The 21,590-nt window shown below is 58.6% G+C and carries 17 protein-coding genes; 6 read left to right on the top strand and 11 right to left on the bottom strand.

Features of this window, described 5'->3' with window-relative positions; translation table 11 throughout:
* Positions 1-167 precede the first annotated feature (167 nt).
* The 3 genes from ldtD to ACJ8IN_RS17125 all read left to right on the top strand — a co-directional run bounded on the left by ldtD (position 168) and on the right by ACJ8IN_RS17125 (position 3,414).
* Positions 168-1,976, top strand: coding sequence for a L,D-transpeptidase (gene ldtD / locus ACJ8IN_RS17135; RefSeq protein WP_049233767.1), 1,809 nt, complete (start codon positions 168-170; stop codon positions 1,974-1,976).
* A 180-nt stretch (positions 1,977-2,156) separates the two neighbouring features.
* Complete coding sequence (locus tag ACJ8IN_RS17130; protein WP_033637866.1) at positions 2,157-2,705, top strand: YcbK family protein; 549 nt, start codon at positions 2,157-2,159, stop codon at positions 2,703-2,705.
* Positions 2,706-2,769: 64 nt separating this feature from the next.
* Positions 2,770-3,414 carry an MBL fold metallo-hydrolase gene (locus ACJ8IN_RS17125; protein WP_308325577.1) on the top strand — a complete coding sequence of 215 codons (645 nt, stop codon included), beginning with the start codon at positions 2,770-2,772 and terminating at the stop codon, positions 3,412-3,414.
* A 79-nt stretch (positions 3,415-3,493) separates the two neighbouring features.
* On the opposite strand, the gene ACJ8IN_RS17120 is transcribed toward ACJ8IN_RS17125, so the two are convergent.
* From ACJ8IN_RS17120 to ACJ8IN_RS17100, 5 genes are all read right to left on the bottom strand, one after another.
* Positions 3,494-4,684, bottom strand: coding sequence for an amino acid aminotransferase (locus tag ACJ8IN_RS17120; protein WP_164134103.1), 1,191 nt, complete (start codon positions 4,682-4,684; stop codon positions 3,494-3,496).
* Between the two features lie 244 nt (positions 4,685-4,928).
* Positions 4,929-6,038 (bottom strand): porin OmpC, encoded by a 1,110-nt coding sequence (gene ompC, locus ACJ8IN_RS17115; RefSeq protein ID WP_047568313.1) that lies wholly within the window; start codon positions 6,036-6,038, stop codon positions 4,929-4,931.
* 301 nt (positions 6,039-6,339) lie between these two features.
* Positions 6,340-7,740 carry an asparagine--tRNA ligase gene (gene asnS, locus ACJ8IN_RS17110; RefSeq protein ID WP_033637870.1) on the bottom strand — a complete coding sequence of 467 codons (1,401 nt, stop codon included), beginning with the start codon at positions 7,738-7,740 and terminating at the stop codon, positions 6,340-6,342.
* Between the two features lie 213 nt (positions 7,741-7,953).
* A complete protein-coding gene (gene pncB / locus ACJ8IN_RS17105) occupies positions 7,954-9,159 on the bottom strand; it encodes a nicotinate phosphoribosyltransferase (protein WP_033646591.1) in 1,206 nt (401 codons plus the stop codon).
* Positions 9,160-9,414: 255 nt separating this feature from the next.
* Entirely contained in the window at positions 9,415-11,115 is a 1,701-nt protein-coding gene (locus ACJ8IN_RS17100) for a GGDEF domain-containing protein (protein ID WP_197846665.1), read from the bottom strand.
* A gap of 336 nt (positions 11,116-11,451) precedes the next feature.
* Between ACJ8IN_RS17100 and pepN the strand changes: the two genes are divergently transcribed.
* A complete protein-coding gene (gene pepN, locus ACJ8IN_RS17095) occupies positions 11,452-14,070 on the top strand; it encodes an aminopeptidase N (RefSeq protein WP_060421695.1) in 2,619 nt (872 codons plus the stop codon).
* A gap of 56 nt (positions 14,071-14,126) precedes the next feature.
* Here the strand turns inward: pepN and ssuB are convergent, their stop codons facing one another.
* Genes ssuB through ssuE form a run of 5 tightly spaced genes read right to left on the bottom strand, consistent with a single transcriptional unit; the run spans position 14,127 to position 18,440 of the window.
* Positions 14,127-14,900: an aliphatic sulfonates ABC transporter ATP-binding protein gene (gene ssuB, locus ACJ8IN_RS17090; RefSeq protein WP_033637874.1), complete on the bottom strand. Its 774-nt coding sequence runs from the start codon at positions 14,898-14,900 to the stop codon at positions 14,127-14,129.
* Positions 14,897-15,691, bottom strand: a complete 795-nt coding sequence (gene ssuC / locus ACJ8IN_RS17085) for an aliphatic sulfonate ABC transporter permease SsuC (protein ID WP_033646585.1) — start codon at positions 15,689-15,691, stop codon at positions 14,897-14,899. The genes ssuB and ssuC overlap by 4 nt, the downstream gene beginning before the upstream one ends.
* Positions 15,692-15,702: 11 nt before the next feature.
* On the bottom strand, positions 15,703-16,851 hold the full coding sequence (gene ssuD, locus ACJ8IN_RS17080; protein WP_308325578.1) for an FMNH2-dependent alkanesulfonate monooxygenase: 1,149 nt from the start codon (positions 16,849-16,851) through the stop codon (positions 15,703-15,705).
* Between the two features lie 20 nt (positions 16,852-16,871).
* Entirely contained in the window at positions 16,872-17,837 is a 966-nt protein-coding gene (locus ACJ8IN_RS17075) for a sulfonate ABC transporter substrate-binding protein (protein WP_308325579.1), read from the bottom strand.
* A gap of 24 nt (positions 17,838-17,861) precedes the next feature.
* A complete protein-coding gene (gene ssuE, locus ACJ8IN_RS17070; protein WP_033654227.1) occupies positions 17,862-18,440 on the bottom strand; it encodes an NADPH-dependent FMN reductase in 579 nt (192 codons plus the stop codon).
* Positions 18,441-18,698: 258 nt separating this feature from the next.
* Between ssuE and pyrD the strand changes: the two genes are divergently transcribed.
* Positions 18,699-19,709 (top strand): quinone-dependent dihydroorotate dehydrogenase, encoded by a 1,011-nt coding sequence (pyrD, locus tag ACJ8IN_RS17065; RefSeq protein WP_019454516.1) that lies wholly within the window; start codon positions 18,699-18,701, stop codon positions 19,707-19,709.
* A gap of 176 nt (positions 19,710-19,885) precedes the next feature.
* Positions 19,886-20,434, top strand: a complete 549-nt coding sequence (locus tag ACJ8IN_RS17060) for a cell division protein ZapC (RefSeq protein WP_033654226.1) — start codon at positions 19,886-19,888, stop codon at positions 20,432-20,434.
* Between the two features lie 6 nt (positions 20,435-20,440).
* Here ACJ8IN_RS17060 and ACJ8IN_RS17055 read toward each other — a convergent pair whose 3' ends face one another.
* Positions 20,441-21,544, bottom strand: a complete 1,104-nt coding sequence (locus ACJ8IN_RS17055; protein WP_049235523.1) for a YcbX family protein — start codon at positions 21,542-21,544, stop codon at positions 20,441-20,443.
* Between the last annotated feature and the right edge of the window lie 46 nt (positions 21,545-21,590).

Here is a 21,590-nt window from a genome sequence, read left to right as displayed (position 1 = left end):
TTTGTGCGCGTGGATGATAGTCCTGCTTTTTTATCCGTTGAAAAGCGGTTAGTTTAATCACATAAACAGTTATTCGGCGCCCGCAGGGCGAAACGGCCTTTCTGTTTGTATACTGAAACTATATGCAGTTTTTGACGTTTTTTTTGTGAGCATACAGGGGGCAAGGGATGTTGCTTAAAAAGGGAAACTCTCTACGACGTTTGGCGCTGAGTGGCGCTATCGCCTGTAGTCTTGTGTCGTCGTTTTCCGCATCGGCCACCGTCCCGGCGTTGCCGGTGGCATCAGCAGGCATGTCCGTTGCGCAGAGCCGTTCTGAACTGCTGGCCGCGTTGCCGCGCGGCATGGATTTGCACTACCTGTCCACGCTGGCGCCGCTGTATGCGGCGAATCACATGCAGCCGATGTGGCAGGATCGCGAAGCCGTTCAGCAATTTCAGCAGCAGCTGGCCGAGCTGGCGATGTCCGGCGTGCAGCCGCAGTTCACCCAATGGGTGAAGATGTTGACCGATCCGGCGCTCAGTGAAGCGGGCCGCGATGCGGTGCTGTCCGATGCGATGCTGGGCTATTTGCAGTTCGTCTCCGCCATCGGTGCCAACGGCAACAACTGGCTGTACAGCAATATTCCCTACAAGCTTGGCTTGCCGCCCACCGCGGTGATCAACCAATGGCAGCTGGCGGTGCGCCAGGCGCGTACTCTGAGCTACGTGAATTCGCTCGCGCCGCAGCATCCGCAATACGCCAAGATGCATCAGGCGCTGCGCGACATGCTGGCGGACAATCGTCCCTGGCCGCAGGTGGGCAGCGGCCCGAGCCTGCGTCCAGGCCAAATGAGCAATGATATTCCGGCGCTGCGTGAGATCCTGACGCGCACCGGTATGCTCGCCGCCGCGGCGCCGGAAGCGGAGCCGGAACCGGCGGTGGTCTCGGCGAAGATCAATGAGCCCGACGACGGCGGGCTGACGGTAGACGAAGAGAAAAGCCGCGTGACGGTCAGCCCATCGGCAGCGCCGGTGACGGAGCTGACCGCGGAACAGACGCCGCCACAGATTGGCAGCGTGGTGAGCGATAACCTCTATACCGACGAACTGGTGGAGGGCGTCAAGCGCTTCCAGAAATGGCAAGGGCTGACGGCGGATGGCGTGATCGGCGTGCGCACCCGCGAGTGGCTCAACGTGTCACCGAAAACCCGCGCCGCGCTGCTGGCGCTGAATATCCAGCGCCTGCGGATCCTGCCGGGGCATGTCGGCACCGGCATCATGGTGAACATTCCCAACTACTCGCTGACCTACTACCAGAACGGCAATGAGGTGCTGTCTTCCCGCGTTATCGTCGGGCGGCCGAGCCGCAAGACGCCGCTGATGAGCAGCGCGTTGAACAACGTGGTGGTCAACCCGCCGTGGAACGTGCCGACTACCCTGGTGCGTGAGGACATCGTGCCGAAGGCGATGCGTGACGGTAATTACTTCCAGAAACACGGCTATACCGTGCTGTCGGGCTGGAGCAACGATGCGGAAGTGATCAACCCGGCGATGATCGACTGGAGCATGGTCTCTGCGCGCAACTTCCCGTATCGCGTGCGTCAGGCGCCGGGCGCGACCAACTCGCTGGGGCGCTTCAAGTTCAATATGCCGAGCTCGGACGCTATCTACCTGCACGATACCCCGAACCACAGCCTGTTCCAGAAAGACATCCGCGCGCTCAGCTCCGGCTGCGTGCGGGTGAACAAGGCTTCCGATTTGGCGAATATGCTGCTGCAGGACGCCGGCTGGAACAACAGCCGCGTGTCTTCCACGCTGAAAGAAGGGAATACCACTTATGTGAATATTCGCCAGCGTATTCCCGTAAAACTGTATTATCTGACCGCCTGGGTTTCGGATGACGGCCAACCGCAATTCCGTACAGATATTTACAATTATGATAATACGGTGCGATCGGGCGCACAAATTTTGGCTCAGGCCAAAAAATTAATGCAGTAAATGCAGTAATTATAAATAAATAACGGTCAGAATGTTTGGCTATACCGCAGGCCCTCGTAGCCGGGGGCCTGTAAACCTAGGCGTATCGCGGGTTGACTCAGCATACGCAGGCGGTTATGGTTCGGACAGTGCGCTGCTTTGTGCATTTATTTTGACATTCTTGCCGGGTTTAACAGAGTCATGGACAAAATTGATCATCACCGCCGTAAATGGCTGGCGCTAGGTGGCGCCGCTATGGGCATAGCGCTGCTTCCAGGGCAGGCGTTTGCCAGTATTTCCACCGCTCGACCGCGTATTTTAGTGTTGAATAACCTGAATACCGGTGAATCTATTAAAGCCGAGTTCTTTGACGGCAAAGGTTACAATAAAGAAGAGTTGGTGCGGCTAAATCATCTGTTCCGCGATTATCGCGCCAACAAGGTTAAATCGATCGATCCCCGCTTGTTTGATCACCTCTATCGTCTGCAGGGGCTGCTGGGCACCAGCAAGCCGGTGCAGCTGATCTCCGGATACCGTTCCGTAGACACCAACAACGAACTGCGTGCGCATAGCCGCGGCGTGGCCAAGCACAGCTACCACACCAAAGGCCAGGCGATGGATTTCCACATCGAAGGTATCCAATTGAGCAATATCCGCAAAGCGGCGTTAAAAATGCGCGCCGGTGGTGTAGGATATTACCCACGTAGCAACTTCGTACACATCGATACCGGCCCGGTTCGGACCTGGTAATCGCTGTGCCGTCAGTGAATAACGCCGCCCCTTGCGGAAGCGGCGTTATTGTCGTTGGAGCCTTATGAAATACCATCTTATTCCCGTTACCGCCTTTAGCCAGAACTGCAGTCTGATTTGGTGTGAAAACACGCAGCAGGCGGCGTTGGTCGATCCCGGCGGTGAAGCGGAAAAAATCAAAGCGGAAGTCGCGCGGCAGGGGGTGACGGTCACCCAGATTTTGCTGACGCACGGCCATTTGGATCATGTCGGCGCGGCGGCGGAGCTGGCGGACCATTATCAGGTGCCAATCTATGGCCCGGATAAAGAAGACGCGTTTTGGCTGGACGGTTTGCCGGCGCAGAGCCGGATGTTTGGGCTGGAAGAGTGCGCGCCGCTGACGCCGACCCGCTGGCTGTCGGAAGGCGATGAGATGCAGGTGGGCGAGATGACGCTCAAGGTGTTGCATTGCCCTGGGCACACGCCGGGCCACATCGTCTTTATCAATGAGCAGGCGCGTTTGGCGCTGGTGGGCGACGTGCTGTTTAACGGTGGCGTGGGGCGCAGCGACTTCCCGCGCGGTGACCATCAGGCGCTGATCGCCTCTATTCGCACCAAACTGCTGCCGTTGGGCGACGACATGCGCTTTATTCCCGGCCACGGCCCGATGTCGACCTTCGGCCACGAGCGCCAGACCAATCCGTTCCTGCGCGAAGAGCCGGCGGAGTGATAACGATTATTTCCCGGCAGAAATAATCAAGGGCGCATTGAGCGCCCTTTTTTACGATTTATGACCTGCGTCGATGCCTTTAGAGCACGGCGACGATGGCTTCACACAGCGGCGCCATGTTGTCCGGCGTCATGCCGGCCACGTTCACCCGGCCCGAGTTCACGGCATAGACGCCGAACTCTTCACGCAGACGCAGCACCTGTTCTTTGGTCAGGCCGCTGAACGAGAACATGCCGTTCTGTTGGATGATGAAGTTAAAGTCCTGCTGCGCGCCTTTCTCCTGCAGGGTGTTCACGAACAGCTGACGCATGCGGTGAATACGCTGGCGCATGTCGGTCAGCTCCTGCTCCCACATCGCGCGCAGCGCATCGTTGCCCAGAATGGTGGCGACAACCGCCGCGCCGTGTGACGGCGGGTTGGAGTAGTTGGCGCGAATGGCCGCTTTCACCTGGCTGAAGGCGCGATCGGCGGTTTCGGCATCGGCAGCCACAATGGTGCAAGCGCCGACGCGCTCATTGTACAGGCCGAAGTTTTTCGAGTAGGAGCTGGCAACGATCAGCTCTTGGTGTTTGGCGGCGAAAATACGCAGGCCCTGCGCATCTTCTTCCAGACCGTTGGCGAAGCCCTGGTAGGCGAAATCGAACAGCGGCAGCCAGCCATTGGCGACGGAAAGCTCAGCCAGCTGTGCCCACTGTTCCGCCGTTGGATCGATACCGGTCGGGTTATGGCAGCAGCCGTGGAACAGCACCACATCACCGGCCTGCGCCTGTTTCAGGCTGTTCAGCAGGCCGTCAAAGTCCAACGCGTGGTTGGCGGCGTCGTAGTAGGCGTACTCCAGCACTTCCAGGCCCACGGCGCTAAAGACGTTCTTGTGGTTTGGCCAGCTTGGGTTGCTGATCCAGATGCGCTTGGCGCTGGTCTGGTTGGCGATAAAGTCTGCCGCCACGCGCAGGCCGCCGGTGCCGCCGGGCGTCTGTGCGGTACGCGCGCGCCGCGCGGTAACGATCGGGCTCTCTTTGCCGAACAGCAGCTCTTGCGTGCAGCTGGCGAAAGCCGGGATGCCTTCAATGCCGAGATAGTTTTTGGTGGTCTCGTTTTCCAGCAGATACTGTTCAGCTTTTTTTACGCTGGTCAGCACCGGCGTTTTGCCGGTTTCGTCTTTATAAACGCCAATCCCTAAATTGATTTTATTCGGGCGGGCGTCGGCGCGGAAAATGTCGGTCAGGCCCAGGATCGGGTCGGCGGGTGCGGCGGTGATTTTTTCAAACATGTCAGGTGCTTCCAAATCTCGGAGTTAAGCAGACAGAAGCATCAGGGTAGCGCCAGTTATCGGCTTTGCCAACCGTTTGCGATAAAAACACCGCGATCTTGTGAACGGGAAGGATTCGACAGAAAAAATGATGGGGAAGGGGAAATCTGCAGGATAAAACGTTACCGGGAGACACAAATAAAAACAGGGCCGAAGCCCTGTTTTTTAACTTAGCCGACGGTAAACCGCCGTTAAGCGAGACAACTTAGAACTGGTACACCAGACCAACGGCTACGATATCGTCGGTAGCGGTGCCGGTTGCTTTGGTGAACTCGTTGTCATCCAGCAGGTTGATTTTGTAATCAACGTAGGTGGACATGTTTTTGTTGAAGTAGTAAGTGGTACCAACAGAAACATATTTAACCAGATCGGCATCGCCGCCGGCGAAGCTTGAACCGTGAGCGGTACGGCCAGCCAGGTTTTTGCCTTTAGACTGCAGGTAAGACACTTCTGGACGCAGACCGAAGTCGAATTGGTACTGTGCGGTCACTTCAAAGTTCTGAGTTTTGTTCGCAATGCCGCTATCGAAATCGCCATACGGAGTCATGTTGCGGGTTTCTGCGTACATCGCTGCCAGGTAGACGTTGTTGGCGTCGTATTTCGCGCCCACGGTCCAAGCGTCAGCCTTGTCGCCGCCAGCGGTTGACTGACGGGTCTGGGCATCTGTGCGGTCAGAGGACGCGTATGCAGCACCGAAGCTTACGCCTTCGCCGATGTCATACGTTGAAGACAGGCCCCAACCGTCGCCGTTTTGTTTCTTCAGCGCGCGGCCATCGTTTTCGTTCTTGCCCTGGTACTGAACGGCGAAGTTCAGACCGTCAACCAGACCGAAGAAGTTGTTGTTACGATAGGTCGCAACGCCGTTGGTACGGCCGGTCATGAAGTTGTCGGAGTAGGTGTAGGTATCGCCACCGAACTCTGGCAGCATATCGGTCCAGCCTTCCACGTCGTACAGTACGCCGTAGTTACGGCCGTAGTCGAAGGAGCCGTAGTCAGCGAATTTCAGACCGGCGAAGCCCAGACGGGTTTTGGTGCCTTCGGTGCCCTGAGATTCGGCGTGGTTGGACTGAACGTTGTATTCCCACTGGCCGTAACCGGTCAGTTGGTCAGTAATCTGGGTTTCACCTTTGAAGCCGAAACGAACATAGGTCTGATCGCCGTCATTGCCTTCGTCGTCGGAGAAGTAGTGCAGACCGTCAACTTTGCCGTACAGATCCAGCTTGTTGCCGTCTTTGTTGTAGATTTCAGCTGCGTTTGCTGCACCAGCAGCCAACAGAGCCGGGATAACCACTGCAAGAATGTTGCGCTTCATCATTATTACCCTCATTGGTGTTATTCGGACACCTTTGCCACTGCCGCCAATAATTCTTTGGGAACTATTGTTGATAGATTGGTGTCGTCCTGTGTCTGAACGCAGTGTTCCATTCACAGGCGGGTTAATCTAGGACGAAAATGATACCAATGTCCCAATCAGGTTGCAAAAGGAAAGTATGTGTAACTAAATGTAATTTTTCGGGAACTTTGTGATGTGCGTCAATATTAAAAAATGCGAAAGGCCAGCGAGGCTGGCCTTTGTTTTGTAACGAAATCGTTTAAAAAACGTTTGATCGTATGAATTAGAAGCTTGCGTTACGTGGTGTGCGTGGGAACGGGATCACATCGCGCACGTTTTGCACGCCGGTGACATAGGCGATTAAACGTTCAAAACCCAGGCCGAAACCGGAATGCGGCACGGTGCCGTAGCGGCGCAGATCGCGATACCACCAGTAGTCTTCTTTATTCAGGCCCATCTCTTCCAGACGTTGATCGAGCATGTCGAGGCGTTCTTCACGCTGCGAACCGCCGATGATTTCACCGATGCCCGGCGCCAGCACGTCCATGGCCGCGACGGTTTTACCGTCTTCGTTCATGCGCATATAGAACGCTTTGATGTCTTTCGGGTAGTTCTTCACCACCACCGGCGCCTGGAAGTGTTTCTCCGCCAGATAACGTTCATGTTCGGAAGAGAGATCGATGCCCCAGGAAACCGGGTTTTCGAAGGTTTGGCCAGAGGCCAGCAGGATCTCAATGGCGTCGGTGTAGTCCACCTGGGCGAAATCGGAAGAGACGAAGCGCTCCAGACGAGAGATTGCGTCTTTATCCACGCGCTCGGCGAAGAATTTCAGATCGTCTGCACGTTCATCCAGCACCGCCTGGAACACATACTTCAGCATGCTTTCGGCCAGGCCGGCGACATCGTCCAGCGTAGCGAAGGCCACTTCCGGTTCGATCATCCAGAACTCCGCCAGGTGGCGGCTGGTGTTGGAGTTTTCGGCACGGAAGGTTGGGCCGAAGGTGTATACCTTGGACAGCGCACAGGCGTAAGTTTCGCCGTTCAGCTGGCCGGAAACGGTGAGGAAGGCTTCCTTACCGAAGAAGTCCTGGCTGAAATCGACGGCGCCCTTGTCGGTGCGCGGCAGGTTTTCCAGATCCAGCGTGGACACGCGGAACATTTCGCCGGCGCCTTCGGTGTCGGAGGCGGTGATCAGCGGGGTAGAGACCCAGAAATAACCATTTTCATGGAAGAAGCGGTGGATTGCCTGTGCCAGGGTATGACGCACGCGCGCCACGGCGCCGATCAGATTGGTGCGCGGGCGCAGGTGGGCCACTTCGCGCAGGTATTCGATGCTGTGGCGTTTGGCCGCCATTGGGTAAGTATCCGGATCGTCTACCCAGCCGACCACGTTGATCGCGGTAGCCTGCAGCTCGAAGCTCTGGCCTTCGCCCGGTGAGGCGACGACCTTGCCGGTAACTTCAACTGAGCAACCGGTGGTCAGGTGCAGCACTTCATCCTGATAATTCGGCAGAGAATTATTAACGACGGCCTGTAACGGATCAAAGCAGGAACCGTCATAGACGGCCAGGAAGGAGATACCAGCTTTTGAATCTCTCCGGGTACGTACCCAGCCGCGTACGGTGACTTCACTGTCAACCGCAGCACGACCTTGCAGTACGTCGACTACAGGCACTACGCTCATAGATTTCTCTCTTTAATAATTTGGTTTAGAAATAGCTTACAACCCAAGAATATGGGGGTAATGGCTATGTTACTTGCCGCGGTGCAGAGCACAAGCAGAAATCATCGGATTGGCGCAACATTTATCGTGGCTGGCTGAAAAGAGGGCGGTCGGGATAAAAACAAAAAAGCCGACGCCTGAACCGGGCCGGCTTTCTCTCTATATATAGAAGGCTCAGCTGGCTTTCTTCACCAGCGGCAGATCGAAGGCCTTGCGCAGGGCCCTGACGAACGCCTGATCCTGGCAAATGGTTTTGCCGGGGCTGTCGGAGAGCTTGGCCACCGGCTTGCCTTTGCACTCGACCAGCTTGATCACGATATTCAGCGGTTTGACGCCGGGAATATCGCAGGTCAGGCGCGTGCCGATGCCGAAGCCGAGATTGATGCGCTGGTAGAAATGGCGATAGAGCGCCAGCGCTTTTTCCAGATCCAGGTTGTCCGAGAACACCAGCGTTTTGCTCATCGGATCGATGCCCAGCTTTTGATAATGGGCAATGGCCTTTTCACCCCACTCGACGGGATCGCCCGAATCGTGGCGCAGCCCCTGATAACGTTCGGCGAACTGCGGGCCGAAGTCGCGCAGGAAGGCATCCATGGTGATACAGTCGGTGAGCGCGATGCCAAGCTGATCCGGGTATTCATCCAACCAGGCTTGCAAGGCGGCGCGCTGGCTGTTGGCCAGCACCGGGCTTATTTGCTGATGCGCCTGGAACCACTCATGCGCCTGAGTGCCGACCGGCGCCAGGCCGAGCTGATGCGCCAGATCGTAATTGCTGGTGCCCGACAGGTACGGGAATTCGGTCTGCAAGGTGCTGACGATGGCCTGTTGCACGCCCTGAGAGAAACGGCGACGGGTGCCGAAGTCCATCAGCTTGAAGCGCGAAAGATCCAGATCGCCCGCCAGCGTCTTGAACTGAGCCAGCTTGGTTTGCAGATGCGCCACCGCCTGTTCCGGCGTTGCCAGCGGAGAGCGCCGACGGTGCACCACTTCGCTGATCACCGCCAGCAACGGCACTTCCCACATGATCACTTCACGCCAGGGGCCGGCGATGCGGATTTGCAGCTTGCCGTCGCGGTTGTCTATGGTGACCTGCTGCGGATCGTAGCGGAACGTTCGCAGCCAGCTCAGGTAATCCTGACGGAAGAAGGGCAGGCCCGAAAGATAAGCGAATTCGGCGTCGGTCAGCGCCAGCCGGCTCATCAACGCCACCTGCGCGCGGATCTCGTCGGCATATTCGCCCAGCAGTTCGTCGCCGCGGCAGCGGAATTCCGCCGCCACGCTGATCGCGGGATAGCGATGGAACACTGCTTGCTGCATATGAAGCTTATAAGCATCGGTATCAAGCAGTGATGTCAAAATCGGGGAAGCGTATTGAGTCATAGCGCGTTACAGCATCCTCGTCAGGCGCGTGTCCAAATCCGGATAATCATAAAAGTGGGGGTGGAGTATACCCGGATTATCCTGTTATTGAAGCTGCATCACACCATAAATCACCAAAGCGGGTCGAGGATTAAACGTGCCTTTATGGCGGCCTGATAGCGGCGGGGAGGAAAAAAAGCCAGATATGCCTGTAAGGTGAATGACTTAGCCTAATTAGTCATAAAAATTATAATGTTAATTATTTTAAACAGCGAATCAGATATAGCCGGCCTGGGTATGCACGCTGACCCGATCCTTGCCGTTCTTTTTGCAAAAATAGAGCGCTTCGTCCGCCTGTTTGATCGCCGCCTGTAGCGCGGTGAATGCGTTGACCGGCGCAATGCCGCAGCTGGTGGTGAAACGCACTTGCCGTCCATCGGCCAGATTTAGCGTCAGGCGATGAGTGCGGGCGCGCAATTGCTCCATGATGTCCCGCGCGTTGTCCAACGAACAGTTGCCCAGCAGCACCGCGAACTCTTCGCCGCCGTAGCGGCAGAAGATGTCGCTGGCGCGGAACGCGCGTTGCAGCAGGTGGCCGAATGCCACCAGCGCCCGGTCGCCCACGTCGTGGCCGTAGCTGTCGTTGAGCTGTTTGAAGTTGTCGATGTCGATCAGGCAAAAGGCCTGCGGGTAGCTGCCGTCGCCCAGCAGCTGACATTCAAGGAAGAATTTACGGCGGTTGTAAATATTGGTAAGCGGATCGAGGAAAGAAGAGGCCTCGAGCTCTTTAATCAGCAGTTGTTTCTCGCTTTCCAGCGAGACCTTGTCCAACTGGTATTGCCTGAGCTGCTGAATGGCGTCGCTGATGGCGATCAATTCCTGGCTGTAGAAGGCGTCGTTGCGATCGATATTTATCTCGCCGCGCGACAGCCGCACGATATTGTTGTGGGTCTTGGTCAGCCAGCGGTTGATGCTGGTGCAGAACACCAGCGCCGGCAAAATGAACAGCAACACCACCAGGCCGGCGAGTGCGATCATGCCGTAAATGGTCGTCTGGCTGTCGTAAATCTTGTGGCGCGACGCGAGGGTTTCCAGTTCGAAGCTGCGTTGATACAGCGCCTGCGACAGCCCGCTCACATCGTCGACATAGCGCGAAATAAGCGCGGTGGGGTAGGGCTGATGGGTATCGATAGCGGTGTACAGCCCATGGGTAATCTGCTGGAGGCGCTCAGCGGACACCTGGGTGAGCAATGCATTGACGATGTTGGTGATTTGCACATCGTCGTAGTTGATCTTCATGAAGATCAATCGGGTGCTCAGGGCGTTCAGCACGCCGGTCAGCTGAATGGACTTCAGGTAGGCGTCTTTGCGAACGAGCGGCCTGACGTTGACGTCGATAATCTGATCGCTCAATTCCGTCAGTGACATATTCAGCCGGTTATTGAGGCGGATGGCCTCGAGAAACATAAAAGAGTCGGTATCCACCATCCGGGTATCGTAGGTGTAGCGGTAATAGCTCTTACTGGTTTGCGAGATGTAATAGGCGCTGTTGATGTTGAACAGATTGGCGTTGGTGTTATTGACCTGCGAAAGCTGCAGGTTGTCATTATCCAGCAGCTGTTCCATCAGGCTGATCATCGACAGCGCGGCGATTTTTTGCCGAACCCCGAGCTGTCTGGCTACCTCATCGTCCAGATGTTCGCGGATGCGGGTAATTCTTTCGCGCGCCGCCCGATCGGCGGCCAAACATTGCGCTCGGGTGATTTGCGGATCGATCAGGCTCAAGCGTTTGAGGCGGTGCGCCTGCAAGGCAGCCTGAAAGGCTTCGGAGATTTCTTTGGCGCGATCAATTTTGTACAGATTGAGTTGGTTATCGCGGTAGTCGGTATGGGCTTCGAGCAGCTCATCGACAATGAACAGAGAGAAGGAAGTCATCAGGCACAGGGTAAAAAAATAGATTGCGTATTTAATTTTCATAGTGCGAGTCATCCTGGGCCTGATGCCGCAATTATACCACCATGCCACCTGCGTCGCCTCAACTATGCCGGCGCCCTCCGGTGGCGGTTTTTTAGCATTAAATGCTGATTTTTATTTAGCCATTGGTCACCTGCGCTATCGCCTGGCGGGCGATTTATGATTTGCCTCTGATTTCTCTCTCGTGGTCGCCCGGCGACTCTGGGCTTTTCGGCCAGCTGTGATACAGTTTATTCACAATTCAGGCCCACCGCGCGCCGCAGGGGAACACTCCGGCTGCGGTACGAAGCAGAAGAGCGGCCTGGCACCTATAACTCACCGAGACGTTTAAGGGTTTTTATGACACAACAGCCACAGGCAAAATACCGCCACGATTATCGCGCGCCCGATTACACCACGACCGATATCGATTTGGACTTCAGTCTGGACGCGGAAACCACGCGCGTGACCGCCGTCAGTAAAATCAAACGTCAGGGCGCGGCCGACGCACCGCTGGTGCTGGATGGCGAAGATCTGACGCTGGTGAGCATTCAGGTGGACGGCCAACCGTGGAGCGCCTACCGCCAGCAGGATAACCAGCTGATCATCGAAGCGTTGCCGGCACAATTCACTCTCACCATCGTCAACGACATTCACCCGGCGAAAAACACCGCGCTGGAAGGGCTGTACCTGTCCGGCGATGCGCTGTGCACGCAATGCGAAGCCGAAGGTTTCCACCACATTACCTATTATCAGGATCGCCCGGACGTGCTGGCGCGCTTTACCACCCGCATCGAGGCCGACAAGGCGCGCTATCCGTTCCTGCTGTCGAACGGCAACCGCATCGGCCAGGGCGAATTGGCCGATGGCCGCCACTGGGTGCAATGGCAGGATCCGTTCCCGAAACCTTGCTACCTGTTCGCGCTGGTGGCGGGAGACTTCGACGTGCTGCGCGACAGCTTCACCACCCGTTCCGGCCGTAAGGTCGCGCTGGAGCTGTTCGTCGATCGCGGCAACCTGGATCGCGCCGACTGGGCGATGACGTCGCTGAAGAACTCGATGAAGTGGGACGAGACCCGCTTCGGCCTGGAATACGATCTCGACATTTATATGATTGTGGCGGTCGATTTCTTCAATATGGGCGCGATGGAGAACAAAGGGTTAAACATCTTTAACTCCAAATACGTGCTGGCGAAGGCGGAAACCGCCACCGACAAGGATTACCTGAACATTGAAGCGGTGATCGGCCACGAATACTTCCACAACTGGACCGGTAACCGCGTAACCTGCCGCGACTGGTTCCAGCTCAGCCTGAAAGAGGGGCTGACGGTGTTCCGCGACCAGGAGTTCAGTTCCGATCTGGGATCGCGTTCGGTCAACCGCATCGACAACGTGCGCGTGATGCGCGGCGCGCAGTTCGCCGAAGACGCCAGCCCGATGGCACACGCCATCCGCCCGGACAAAGTGATCGAGATGAACAACTTCTACACCCTGACGGTGTATGAAAAGGGTTCCGAAGTGATCCGCATGATGCACACCTTGCTGGGGGAGGAGAACTTCCAGAAAGGGATGCAGCTCTATTTCGAACGCCACGACGGCAGCGCCGCCACCTGCGACGATTTCGTGCAGGCGATGGAGGACGCGTCCAACGTCGATCTGTCGCGCTTCCGCCGTTGGTATAGCCAGTCCGGCACGCCGCTGTTGACGGTGCGCGACGAGTACGACGCGGAAACCCAGCAGTATCGCCTGCATGTCAGCCAGCAAACCGCGCCGACCGCCGATCAGCCGGAGAAATTGCCGCTGCATATCCCGCTGGATATCGAACTGTACGACAGCGAAGGCAACGTCATTCCACTGCAAAAGGGCGGCCTGCCGGTCAATAACGTGCTGAACGTCACCGAAGCGGAGCAAACCTTCGTGTTCGACGGCGTGGCGCATAAGCCGGTGCCGTCGCTGCTGCGCGAATTCTCCGCGCCGGTGAAGCTGGACTATCCGTACAGCGATCAGCAGCTGACCTTCCTGATGCAGCACGCGCGCAATGAATTTGCGCGTTGGGATGCGGCGCAGAGCCTGCTGGCGACCTATATCAAGCTGAACGTGGCGCGGCACCAGCAGAAGCAGCCGCTGTCGCTGCCGCTGCACGTGGCCGATGCGTTCCGCGCAGTGCTGCTGGACGAAAAACTGGATCCGGCGCTGGCGGCGCAGATCCTGACGTTGCCGTCGGAGAACGAAATCGCCGAGCTGTTCGCCACCATCGATCCGGAAGCGATCGCCGCGGTGCATGAAGCGATCGTTCGCTGCCTGGCGCGGGAGCTGGCCGATGAGTGGCTGGCGGTATATCACGCCAACAAGACCGACGGCTACCGCGTGGAGCACGCCGAGATCGCCAAGCGCGCCTTGCGTAATGTGTGCCTGGGCTATCTGGCGTTCGGCGAAGATGTGGCGCTGGCGGACCAACTGGTAAGCGAACAGTATCGCCAGGCAGACAACATGACCGACTCGCTGGCGGCGCTGTCTGCTGCGGTCGCGGCCCAGCTGCCGTGCCGCGATGCGCTGCTGGCGGCGTTCGACGAGCGCTGGCATCAGGATGGCCTGGTGATGGATAAATGGTTCGTGCTGCAGGGCAGCAGCCCGGCGGCAGACGTGCTGAGCAAGGTGCGCGCGCTGCTGCAACACCGTTCGTTCAGCCTGAGCAACCCGAACCGCACCCGTTCGCTGATCGGCGGCTTCGCTTCCGGCAACCCGGCGGCGTTCCATGCCGCGGACGGCAGCGGCTATCAGTTCCTGGCGGAGATCCTCAGCGATCTCAACCAGCGCAACCCGCAGATCGCCGCGCGCCTGATTGAACCGCTGATTCGCCTGAAGCGTTACGACGCGGGCCGCCAGGCGCTGATGCGCAAGGCGCTGGAACAGCTGAAAGGATTGGAAAACCTGTCCGGCGATCTGTACGAGAAGATCAGCAAGGCGCTCGACGCCTGATCTTTTCGCGCTGGATAGATCAAGGGACGGCCTGCGCCGTCCCTTTTTTCATCCCTTCAATTCGCCGCCCGACGGCCGCTGGCCGCTGTGGCCGGCGGTGATAACACCCGCTCCAGCACTTCGGCCTCCAGTTCCGCCAGCCGGGCGGAACCTTTGCGGCGCGGCCGCGGCAGATCGAGAGTCAGATCCAGCCCGATGCGGCCCTCTTCAATCAGGATCACCCGATCCGCCAGCGCGATGGCTTCGCTGACGTCGTGCGTGACCAGCAGTACGGTAAAACCGTGCTGTTGCCACAGCGTTTCTATCAGCCCCTGCATCTCGATGCGCGTCAGGGCATCCAACGCCCCGAGCGGTTCGTCCAGCAGCAGCAGGCGAGGGCGGTGGATCAGCGCGCGCGCCAGGGCGACCCGCTGCTTTTGCCCGCCGGACAGCGCCGCCGGCCAGTCGCGGGCGCGATCCGCCAAGCCGACCGCGTCCAGCGCCTGCAGCGCCGCATCGCGCCACTGGCCGCGCAGCCCCAGGCCCACGTTGTCGATCACCGTTTTCCACGGCAGCAGGCGCGCATCCTGAAACATCAGCCGGGTATCCTCTTTAGCGGCGGCAAGCGGCGCGTTGCCGCTGAGCAGCGCGCCGCTGCTGGGCTGTTCCAGGCCGGCCAACAGGCGCAGCAGGGTGCTCTTGCCGCAGCCGCTGCGGCCGACCACCGCCACGAACTGCCCGGCGGAAATGCGCAGCTGAATATTGTCCAGCACGGTGCGGTTGCCGTAACCTTTGCCGATGGACTCCAGCGTCACCGGCGTGCCTTGCGCAAGGCGAGCGGGAAGGGTCATAGCGCTTCTCCCTGTTTCAGTTGATAGGCCGGATGCCAGCGCAACCAGACGCGCTCCAGCAGTTGCGCGCCCACGTCCGCCAGCTTGCCGAGCAGGGCGTACAGCACGATCGCCACCACCACCACGTCGGTTTGCAGGAATTCACGCGCGTTCATCGCCAGGTAGCCGATGCCCGAATTGGCCGAAATGGTTTCGGCGACGATCAGCGTCAGCCACATGAAGCCGAGAGCGAAACGCACGCCGACCATAATCGACGGCAGCGCGCCCGGCAGCACCACCTGCGTAAACAGGCGGAAACCGCTCAGGCCGTAGCTGCGGGCCATTTCCAACAGGCCGCGATCGATGTTCTTGATGCCGTGATAGGTATTGAGATAAATCGGGAATAGCGTACCGAGCGCCACCAGAAAGATCTTGGCGGATTCATCGATGCCGAACCACAGGATCACCAGCGGGATCAGCGCCAGGTGCGGCACGTTGCGGATCATTTGCACCGAGCTGTCCAGCAGGCGTTCGCCCCAGCGCGACAGCCCGGTAATAAAGCCGAGGATCAGCCCGATGCTACCGCCGATGGCAAAGCCGATCAGCGCGCGCTGGCTGCTGATGCTCAGGTGCTGCCACAGTTCGCCGCTTTGGCTCAGGCTCCAGAAGGCGGCCAGCACCGCGCTCGGCGCCGGCAAAATGCGGTTGGACAGCCAGCCGGTTTCGACGGCGATCTGCCAGAGGATCACCAGCGCCAGCGGCAGCGCCCAGGGGGCCAGCCGATACAGGATGCGTTGCGCGTTCTTTGCCATCGGGGCGCTCCTCAGCTCTGCGACACTTTTTGCGGAACATAAATGTTGGCCACCACTTCGCCCTGCGGGCGCACCGGCTGAAGGCGCGCGGGCGTTTCCTCCTGCGCCAGATCGAGGTGCGGGAACAGCAGTTCGCCGACGCGGTAGGCCTCTTCCAGATGCGGATAGCCGGAGAGAATAAAGGTGTCGATGCCCAGATCGGCATATTCCTGCATGCGCGCCGCGACCGTCGGGCCATCGCCCACCAGCGCGGTGCCGGCGCCGCCGCGCACCAGGCCGATGCCGGCCCACAGGTTCGGGCTGATCTCCAGGTTGTCCTTCTTGCCGCCGTGCAGCGCCGCCATGCGCCGTTGGCCGACGGAGTCGAAGCGCGCAAAGGCCTGCTGCGCGTCGGCGATGGTTTCCTCATCGAGATGCGCGATCAGCCGATCGGCGGCGCGCCAGGCCTCTTCGGTGGTTTCCCGCACGATGACATGCAGGCGGATACCGAAGCGTACCTGGCGGCCTTTCGCCGCCGCTTTGGCGCGCACCTCTTCGATTTTCTCTTTAACCTGCGGCGGCGGCTCTCCCCAGGTGAGATACATTTCTACCTGTTCGGCGGCCAGATCCTGCGCGGCGGCGGAGGATCCGCCGAAATAGAGCGGCGGGCGCGGCTGCTGCACCGGCGGGAACAGCAGTTTGGCGCCTTTCACCTGAATGTGCTTGCCGTCGAAATCGACGGTTTCGCCTTCCAGCACCCGGCGCCAGATGTGGGTGAACTCGGTTGAGGCTTCGTAGCGCTCTTCATGATTGAGATGCAACCCCTCCGCCGCCAGCTCTTCCGGATCGCCGCCGGTGACCAGATTGAACAGCGCGCGCCCGTTGGACAGGCGATCCAGCGTCGCCGCCTGGCGCGCCGCCAGCGTAGGGGAGATGATGCCCGGCCGCAGCGCGACCAAAAACTTCAGCCGCTGGGTGACCGGGATCAGCGAGGCGGCCACCAGCCAGGAGTCTTCGCACGAGCGGCCGGTGGGGATCAATACGCCGCCGAATCCCAGCCGATCCGCCGCCTGGGCGATCTGCTGCAAGTAACCGTGATCGACGCTGCGCGCCCCCTGTGCGCTGCCGAGATAGTGGCCATCGCCGTGGGTGGGTAAAAACCAGAAAACGTTCAGGCTCATCGTCAATGTTCTCCCATTGTTTATTGCGCGCTTGGGCGCCAGATGCGTTGCGAGATGTCGACCTTCACCGGCACCAGCCGGTTGGCGTAAAACAGGTCGGCGGTTTGCTGCTGCGCGGCGATCGTCTGCGCATCGAGCGGTGTGATGGCGGTCGGCGGGCGGTGATCCAGATAGCTGGCGATCACCGGTTCGGGCAGTCCCATGGCGTTGGCCAGCAGGGTCACGCTTTGCGCCCGGTCGCTGCGGGTGAGCGCATCGGCCTGGGTCAGCTCGGTCAGAACCTGGCTGATAAAGCTGCCGTTGGCTTCGGCGTAGGGGCGCGCCGCCAGATAGAAGGAACCGGTCTGATTCAGATCGGTGCCGTCGCCGAGCACCCGTACGCCGCCCTGCAGCAGCGCGGCGGAATAATAAGGATCCCAGATGGCCCAGGCATCCACGTTGCCCTGCTGGAAGGCGGCGCGCGCATCGGCGGGGGTCAGATAGGCAGGCTGGATATCCGTAAATTTCAGGCCGGCCTTTTGCAGCGATCGCAGCAGCAGGTTGTGCGAGCTGGATCCTTTCTGGAAAGCGACCTTATGGCCTTTCAGATCGGCGACGGTTTTGATCGGGCTGTTTTCCGGCACCAGGATCACCTCCGCCTTCGGTTTGGGCGGCTCGACGCCGACATACAGCAGGTCCGCGCCGGCGGCCTGCGCGAAGATCGGCGGAATATCGCCGGTGCTGCCCAGATCGATGCTGCCGACGTTCAAGGCCTCGAGCATTTGCGGGCCGGCGGGAAACTCGATCCAGCTGATGCGGGTGGCGGGGAAACGTTCCTCCAGCAGCCGGTGGCTCTTCGCCAGCACCAGGCTGACCGATCCTTTTTGGTAGCCGATGCGGAACTGCGCCGGATCCTGCGCGGCGGCGGCAGTGGCCCAAACCAACGACAGCAGGCCGGTGAGGGTAGCGGCGCTCAGCCAGCGCCGTAAAACGATGCGTTTTTTCATTCAGGCTCTCCTTTTCCAGGCGTTTCAGGCGGTCTGACGCGCCGCCAGCGGTGAGGCGACGCGCAGCGCGGGCGGTTTGCGGCGGCCAAGCGCCAGATAGAAACTGGCGAGCGCCTCTTCCAGCCGGGCGGCGACGGCGTCGGTGAGCGTGGCGCCTTCGCCGGCCAGTTGGATCTGGCTATCGTCGGCGAACACGCCATGCAGCACCTCTTGCGCTTTCAGCGCCGCCAGCACCGGTTTCAGCGCGTAGTCCACCGCCAGCATGTGGCCGATCGAACCGCCGGTCGCCAGCGGCAGCACCACCTTATGATCCAGCGCGCGTTCCGGCAGCAGATCCAGCAGGGTTTTCAGCGCGCCGGAGAACGACGCTTTATAAACCGGCGTGGAAATCAGCAGGCCGTCGGCCTGCGCCAGCTGCTCGGCAAACGCCTTGATCGCCGGGCTGTTGAAGTTGGCGTACAGCAGGTCTTCGGCATCGAAGTCGTGCAGGGTATAAGCCGTCACTTCCACCCCTTGCTGCCGCAGCCAGTTCTGACTCAGCGCGAGCAGCGCGGCGGAACGTGATGGGATGCGTGGGCTGCCGGCCAGTGATATAACGCGCATTGCCACTCCTTATAACTAAAAGTTAGGTTTAATTAGAAAATCAAAAATAAGTGTTTTAAACCTACCAGCAACCGGGCGCGTTTTTTAAATCTCATTTTTTGATTTCGATATGCGCAAAAGCGGATTGGCGCCGATTTGGCGGTGAAGCGGGAAAACGATTGCGTAAAAACGGCTTTTTTTGCCTTTAATCAATTCCAATTGGGCGGGGGATACCGGATAATACGCCCCCGGTTTGCAACCGGGAAATCAGGAGAGTCCATGTACTACCCCCTCATCAGGAAAGCGTTGTTCCAGCTCGATCCCGAGCGCGCGCACGAAGTGACCTTTCGTCAGCTCAGCCGTATTACCGGCACCCCATTAGCGTTTCTTGTCCGTCAGTCCGTGCCGACCAAACCGGTCAGCTGCATGGGGCTGTCGTTCAAAAACCCGCTGGGATTGGCCGCCGGTCTGGATAAAAACGGCGAATGCATCGATGCGTTCGGCGCGATGGGCTTCGGCCATGTGGAAGTCGGCACCGTGACGCCACGCCCGCAACCGGGCAACGACAAGCCGCGCTTGTTCCGCGTGGTTGAGGCGGAAGGCCTGATCAACCGCATGGGGTTCAATAACCATGGCGTGGACAATCTGGTTGAAAACGTTAAGAAATCCCATTTCGGCGGTATTCTTGGGATCAATATCGGCAAGAATAAAGACACCCCGGTCGAACAGGGTAAAGACGATTATTTGATCTGCATGGATAAAGTTTATCCGTATGCCGGTTATATCGCGATTAACATCTCTTCACCGAATACCCCGGGGTTACGATCCTTACAGTATGGCGAAGCGCTGGACGATCTTTTGGCTGCGATTAAAAATAAGCAGCAGGAATTACATGCGCGCCATCACAAATATGTGCCGGTGGCGGTAAAGATCGCGCCGGATCTTTCAGAAGAAGAATTGATCCAAATTGCCGATAGCCTGGTGCGGCATAATATCGATGGCGTGATCGCCACCAATACCACCTTGGATCGAAAATTGATCCAGGGGTTAAATTACTGCGAACAAGCGGGCGGGTTAAGTGGGCGTCCGTTGCAATCACGCAGCACGGAAGTTATCCGTCGTCTTTCCACCGAACTTCAAGGGCGCCTGCCGATTATCGGCGTGGGCGGCATCGATTCGCTGACGGCGGCGCGCGAAAAAATGGAGGCCGGCGCGAGCCTGCTGCAAATTTATTCCGGATTTATCTATCACGGCCCGCGTTTGATTAAAGATATCGTTACCCATATCTAATATTTTTCCTCTCATTTTATTCCGGGGGTTTATTTCTGCCCCCGGCTCGTCTATATTTTGTTCGTTAGCATAAATATCGTTCGCGGAATTATCCGATGTTTAAGCTATTTTATCGGTGATAAAATCGCCTTTTAGGGTGAGTGCGGCGTTGGCATAGGCAGCGAGAAGGATACGAAATGAAGATAAAACCTGACGATAATTGGCGTTGGTATTTTGATGCCGAACACGATCGGCTAATGCTGGATTTAGCTAATGGTATGATCTTCCGTTCACGTTTCCCGGCCAAAATGTTAACGCCGGACGCCTTCGCTGAATGCGCTTTTTGCGTGGATGACGCCGCCCTTTATTTCACCTATGAAGAACAGTGCAAGCAGATCAAACTCAGCCATGAGCAGCGCGCCGAGCTGGTGTTGAATGCGCTGGTCGCCTACCGCTTCCTGAAACCGCTGATGCCGAAGAGCTGGCATTTCTCGCAGCAGCATTACCCGCTGCAGCCGAAAAACGGCGAGCTGGCGGCGGTGAAGGTAATGGAAAGCGGCGTGGAAGCGCGCTTGCTGGTGGTAGAGGCCGGGGATAACGCCAGCCTGTGCCTGCTGGCGCAAAATCAACTGACGGTCGCCGGCCGCACCATGGTATTGGGCGACGCCATCAAGGTGATGCACGATCGGCTGAAACCCTGCGCGCAGGATGAAAGCGCCGCCCCGGCTTACGACAGGGCGGTATAAGGCGGATTATGCCAACGTCAAATCACTTTTTGGGATACAGCTGCAGCACAGGATGGTGCCGTTGTCGCCCAGCGCGCTTTTCTTCAGCGGCGCGACCTCACCGCTCAACAACGTAATGCGGCAGCTGCCGCAAATCCCGGCGCGGCAGGAGTAAGGCACGCGAATGCCTTGCTGTTCCAGCTGTTCGAGCAAGATCTGCTGGTTGTTGCCGGTAAACACCTTTCCTTCATATTCGATAGTGACGCTGTGCTCGCTGTCTTGCGGCGCCTGCACGCTCTCCACCACTTTGCCGGCGCCATAAGGGCGCGGCGGCTTGGTCGACAGCACTTCCACCGTATCGCCCACGCGGATGATGCCGCTGCTGCGCGCGATCATGTTCTGGCCGAAATCGATATCGCCGTTGTCGGCGGAGCGGAATTTTTGCAGCGTACTCAGCGGTTCGCCGCTCGGGTGCTTGCGGCCGCGCTCGGTGCTGACGGTGGTGAGCACGCAGCGGCTGCAGGGTTTCACCAGATCGAACATCACATCGCCGACGCGGATCACCTGCCAACCGTCCTCGGCCCAGGCGGCTGCGCCGCTCACCACCAGATTGGGGCGGAACTGCTCCAGCTTGATGCTGCCGGGGCAACGCCGCTGCAGATCGTTGAACGAAGCCTGGTTAATCAGCAGATAAGGATAGCCATCGGCAAAGGTCAGCGGGATTTCAGGGTGTTTTTTCACCCGGCGGGTCAACTCCGGCCCCAGCCAGCGCAGCTGAACGTCGCGCTGGAAATAGCCGCTCAGCCAGCGGTTGATCTCATCCGGCGCGATCAGCGCGGTGAAATGGTTGCCCCACACCTCGGTCGGCTGCGGCGCGGCGGCGAAGTCGCTGAAGCGAATGGCGGCGCTTTCGCCGTCCGGCGCGGTCAGGAATAGCCCGTCCGGCAGCAGCGCCGGCGTGAACAGCACCATCTGCGGGTATTGGCGCGCGGTAATAAAGGTGCCATCCGGCTCGGTGATCATAAAGTTGCGGTCGAAGGCCAGACCGCTGCTGCCGACCTGGGCGTAAGAAAGCTGCAGACCGCGCAGTGATTTAACCGGATGGACGTAGAGTCTGGAAAGCGTGATCACCCTTATCTCCGTGCGATTATTAAATAGAAGGGAGCAACTTTATGAC

The organism is Serratia sp. CY31944 (genome assembly GCF_052169175.1).
In the GTDB taxonomy this organism is placed as follows: domain Bacteria; phylum Pseudomonadota; class Gammaproteobacteria; order Enterobacterales; family Enterobacteriaceae; genus Serratia; species Serratia sarumanii.
This window is presented reverse-complemented; position numbering and strand designations above follow the sequence as displayed.

Excerpts from the sequence above, each read along its gene's own strand:
- pepN (WP_060421695.1), top strand. The coding sequence starts at position 11,452 with ATGACACAACAGCCACAGGCAAAATACCGCCACGATTATCGCGCGCCC.
- ldtD (WP_049233767.1), top strand. The coding sequence starts at position 168 with ATGTTGCTTAAAAAGGGAAACTCTCTACGACGTTTGGCGCTGAGTGGC.
- ACJ8IN_RS17075 (WP_308325579.1), bottom strand. The coding sequence starts at position 17,837 with ATGAAAAAACGCATCGTTTTACGGCGCTGGCTGAGCGCCGCTACCCTC.
- ACJ8IN_RS17100 (WP_197846665.1), bottom strand. The coding sequence starts at position 11,115 with ATGAAAATTAAATACGCAATCTATTTTTTTACCCTGTGCCTGATGACT.
- ssuC (WP_033646585.1), bottom strand. The coding sequence starts at position 15,691 with ATGGCAAAGAACGCGCAACGCATCCTGTATCGGCTGGCCCCCTGGGCG.
- pyrD (WP_019454516.1), top strand. The coding sequence starts at position 18,699 with ATGTACTACCCCCTCATCAGGAAAGCGTTGTTCCAGCTCGATCCCGAG.
- ACJ8IN_RS17130 (WP_033637866.1), top strand. The coding sequence starts at position 2,157 with ATGGACAAAATTGATCATCACCGCCGTAAATGGCTGGCGCTAGGTGGC.
- asnS (WP_033637870.1), bottom strand. The coding sequence starts at position 7,740 with ATGAGCGTAGTGCCTGTAGTCGACGTACTGCAAGGTCGTGCTGCGGTT.
- ssuD (WP_308325578.1), bottom strand. The coding sequence starts at position 16,851 with ATGAGCCTGAACGTTTTCTGGTTTTTACCCACCCACGGCGATGGCCAC.
- ACJ8IN_RS17125 (WP_308325577.1), top strand. The coding sequence starts at position 2,770 with ATGAAATACCATCTTATTCCCGTTACCGCCTTTAGCCAGAACTGCAGT.
- ssuB (WP_033637874.1), bottom strand. The coding sequence starts at position 14,900 with ATGACCCTTCCCGCTCGCCTTGCGCAAGGCACGCCGGTGACGCTGGAG.
- pncB (WP_033646591.1), bottom strand. The coding sequence starts at position 9,159 with ATGACTCAATACGCTTCCCCGATTTTGACATCACTGCTTGATACCGAT.
- ssuE (WP_033654227.1), bottom strand. The coding sequence starts at position 18,440 with ATGCGCGTTATATCACTGGCCGGCAGCCCACGCATCCCATCACGTTCC.
- ACJ8IN_RS17060 (WP_033654226.1), top strand. The coding sequence starts at position 19,886 with ATGAAGATAAAACCTGACGATAATTGGCGTTGGTATTTTGATGCCGAA.
- ACJ8IN_RS17120 (WP_164134103.1), bottom strand. The coding sequence starts at position 4,684 with ATGTTTGAAAAAATCACCGCCGCACCCGCCGACCCGATCCTGGGCCTG.
- ompC (WP_047568313.1), bottom strand. The coding sequence starts at position 6,038 with ATGATGAAGCGCAACATTCTTGCAGTGGTTATCCCGGCTCTGTTGGCT.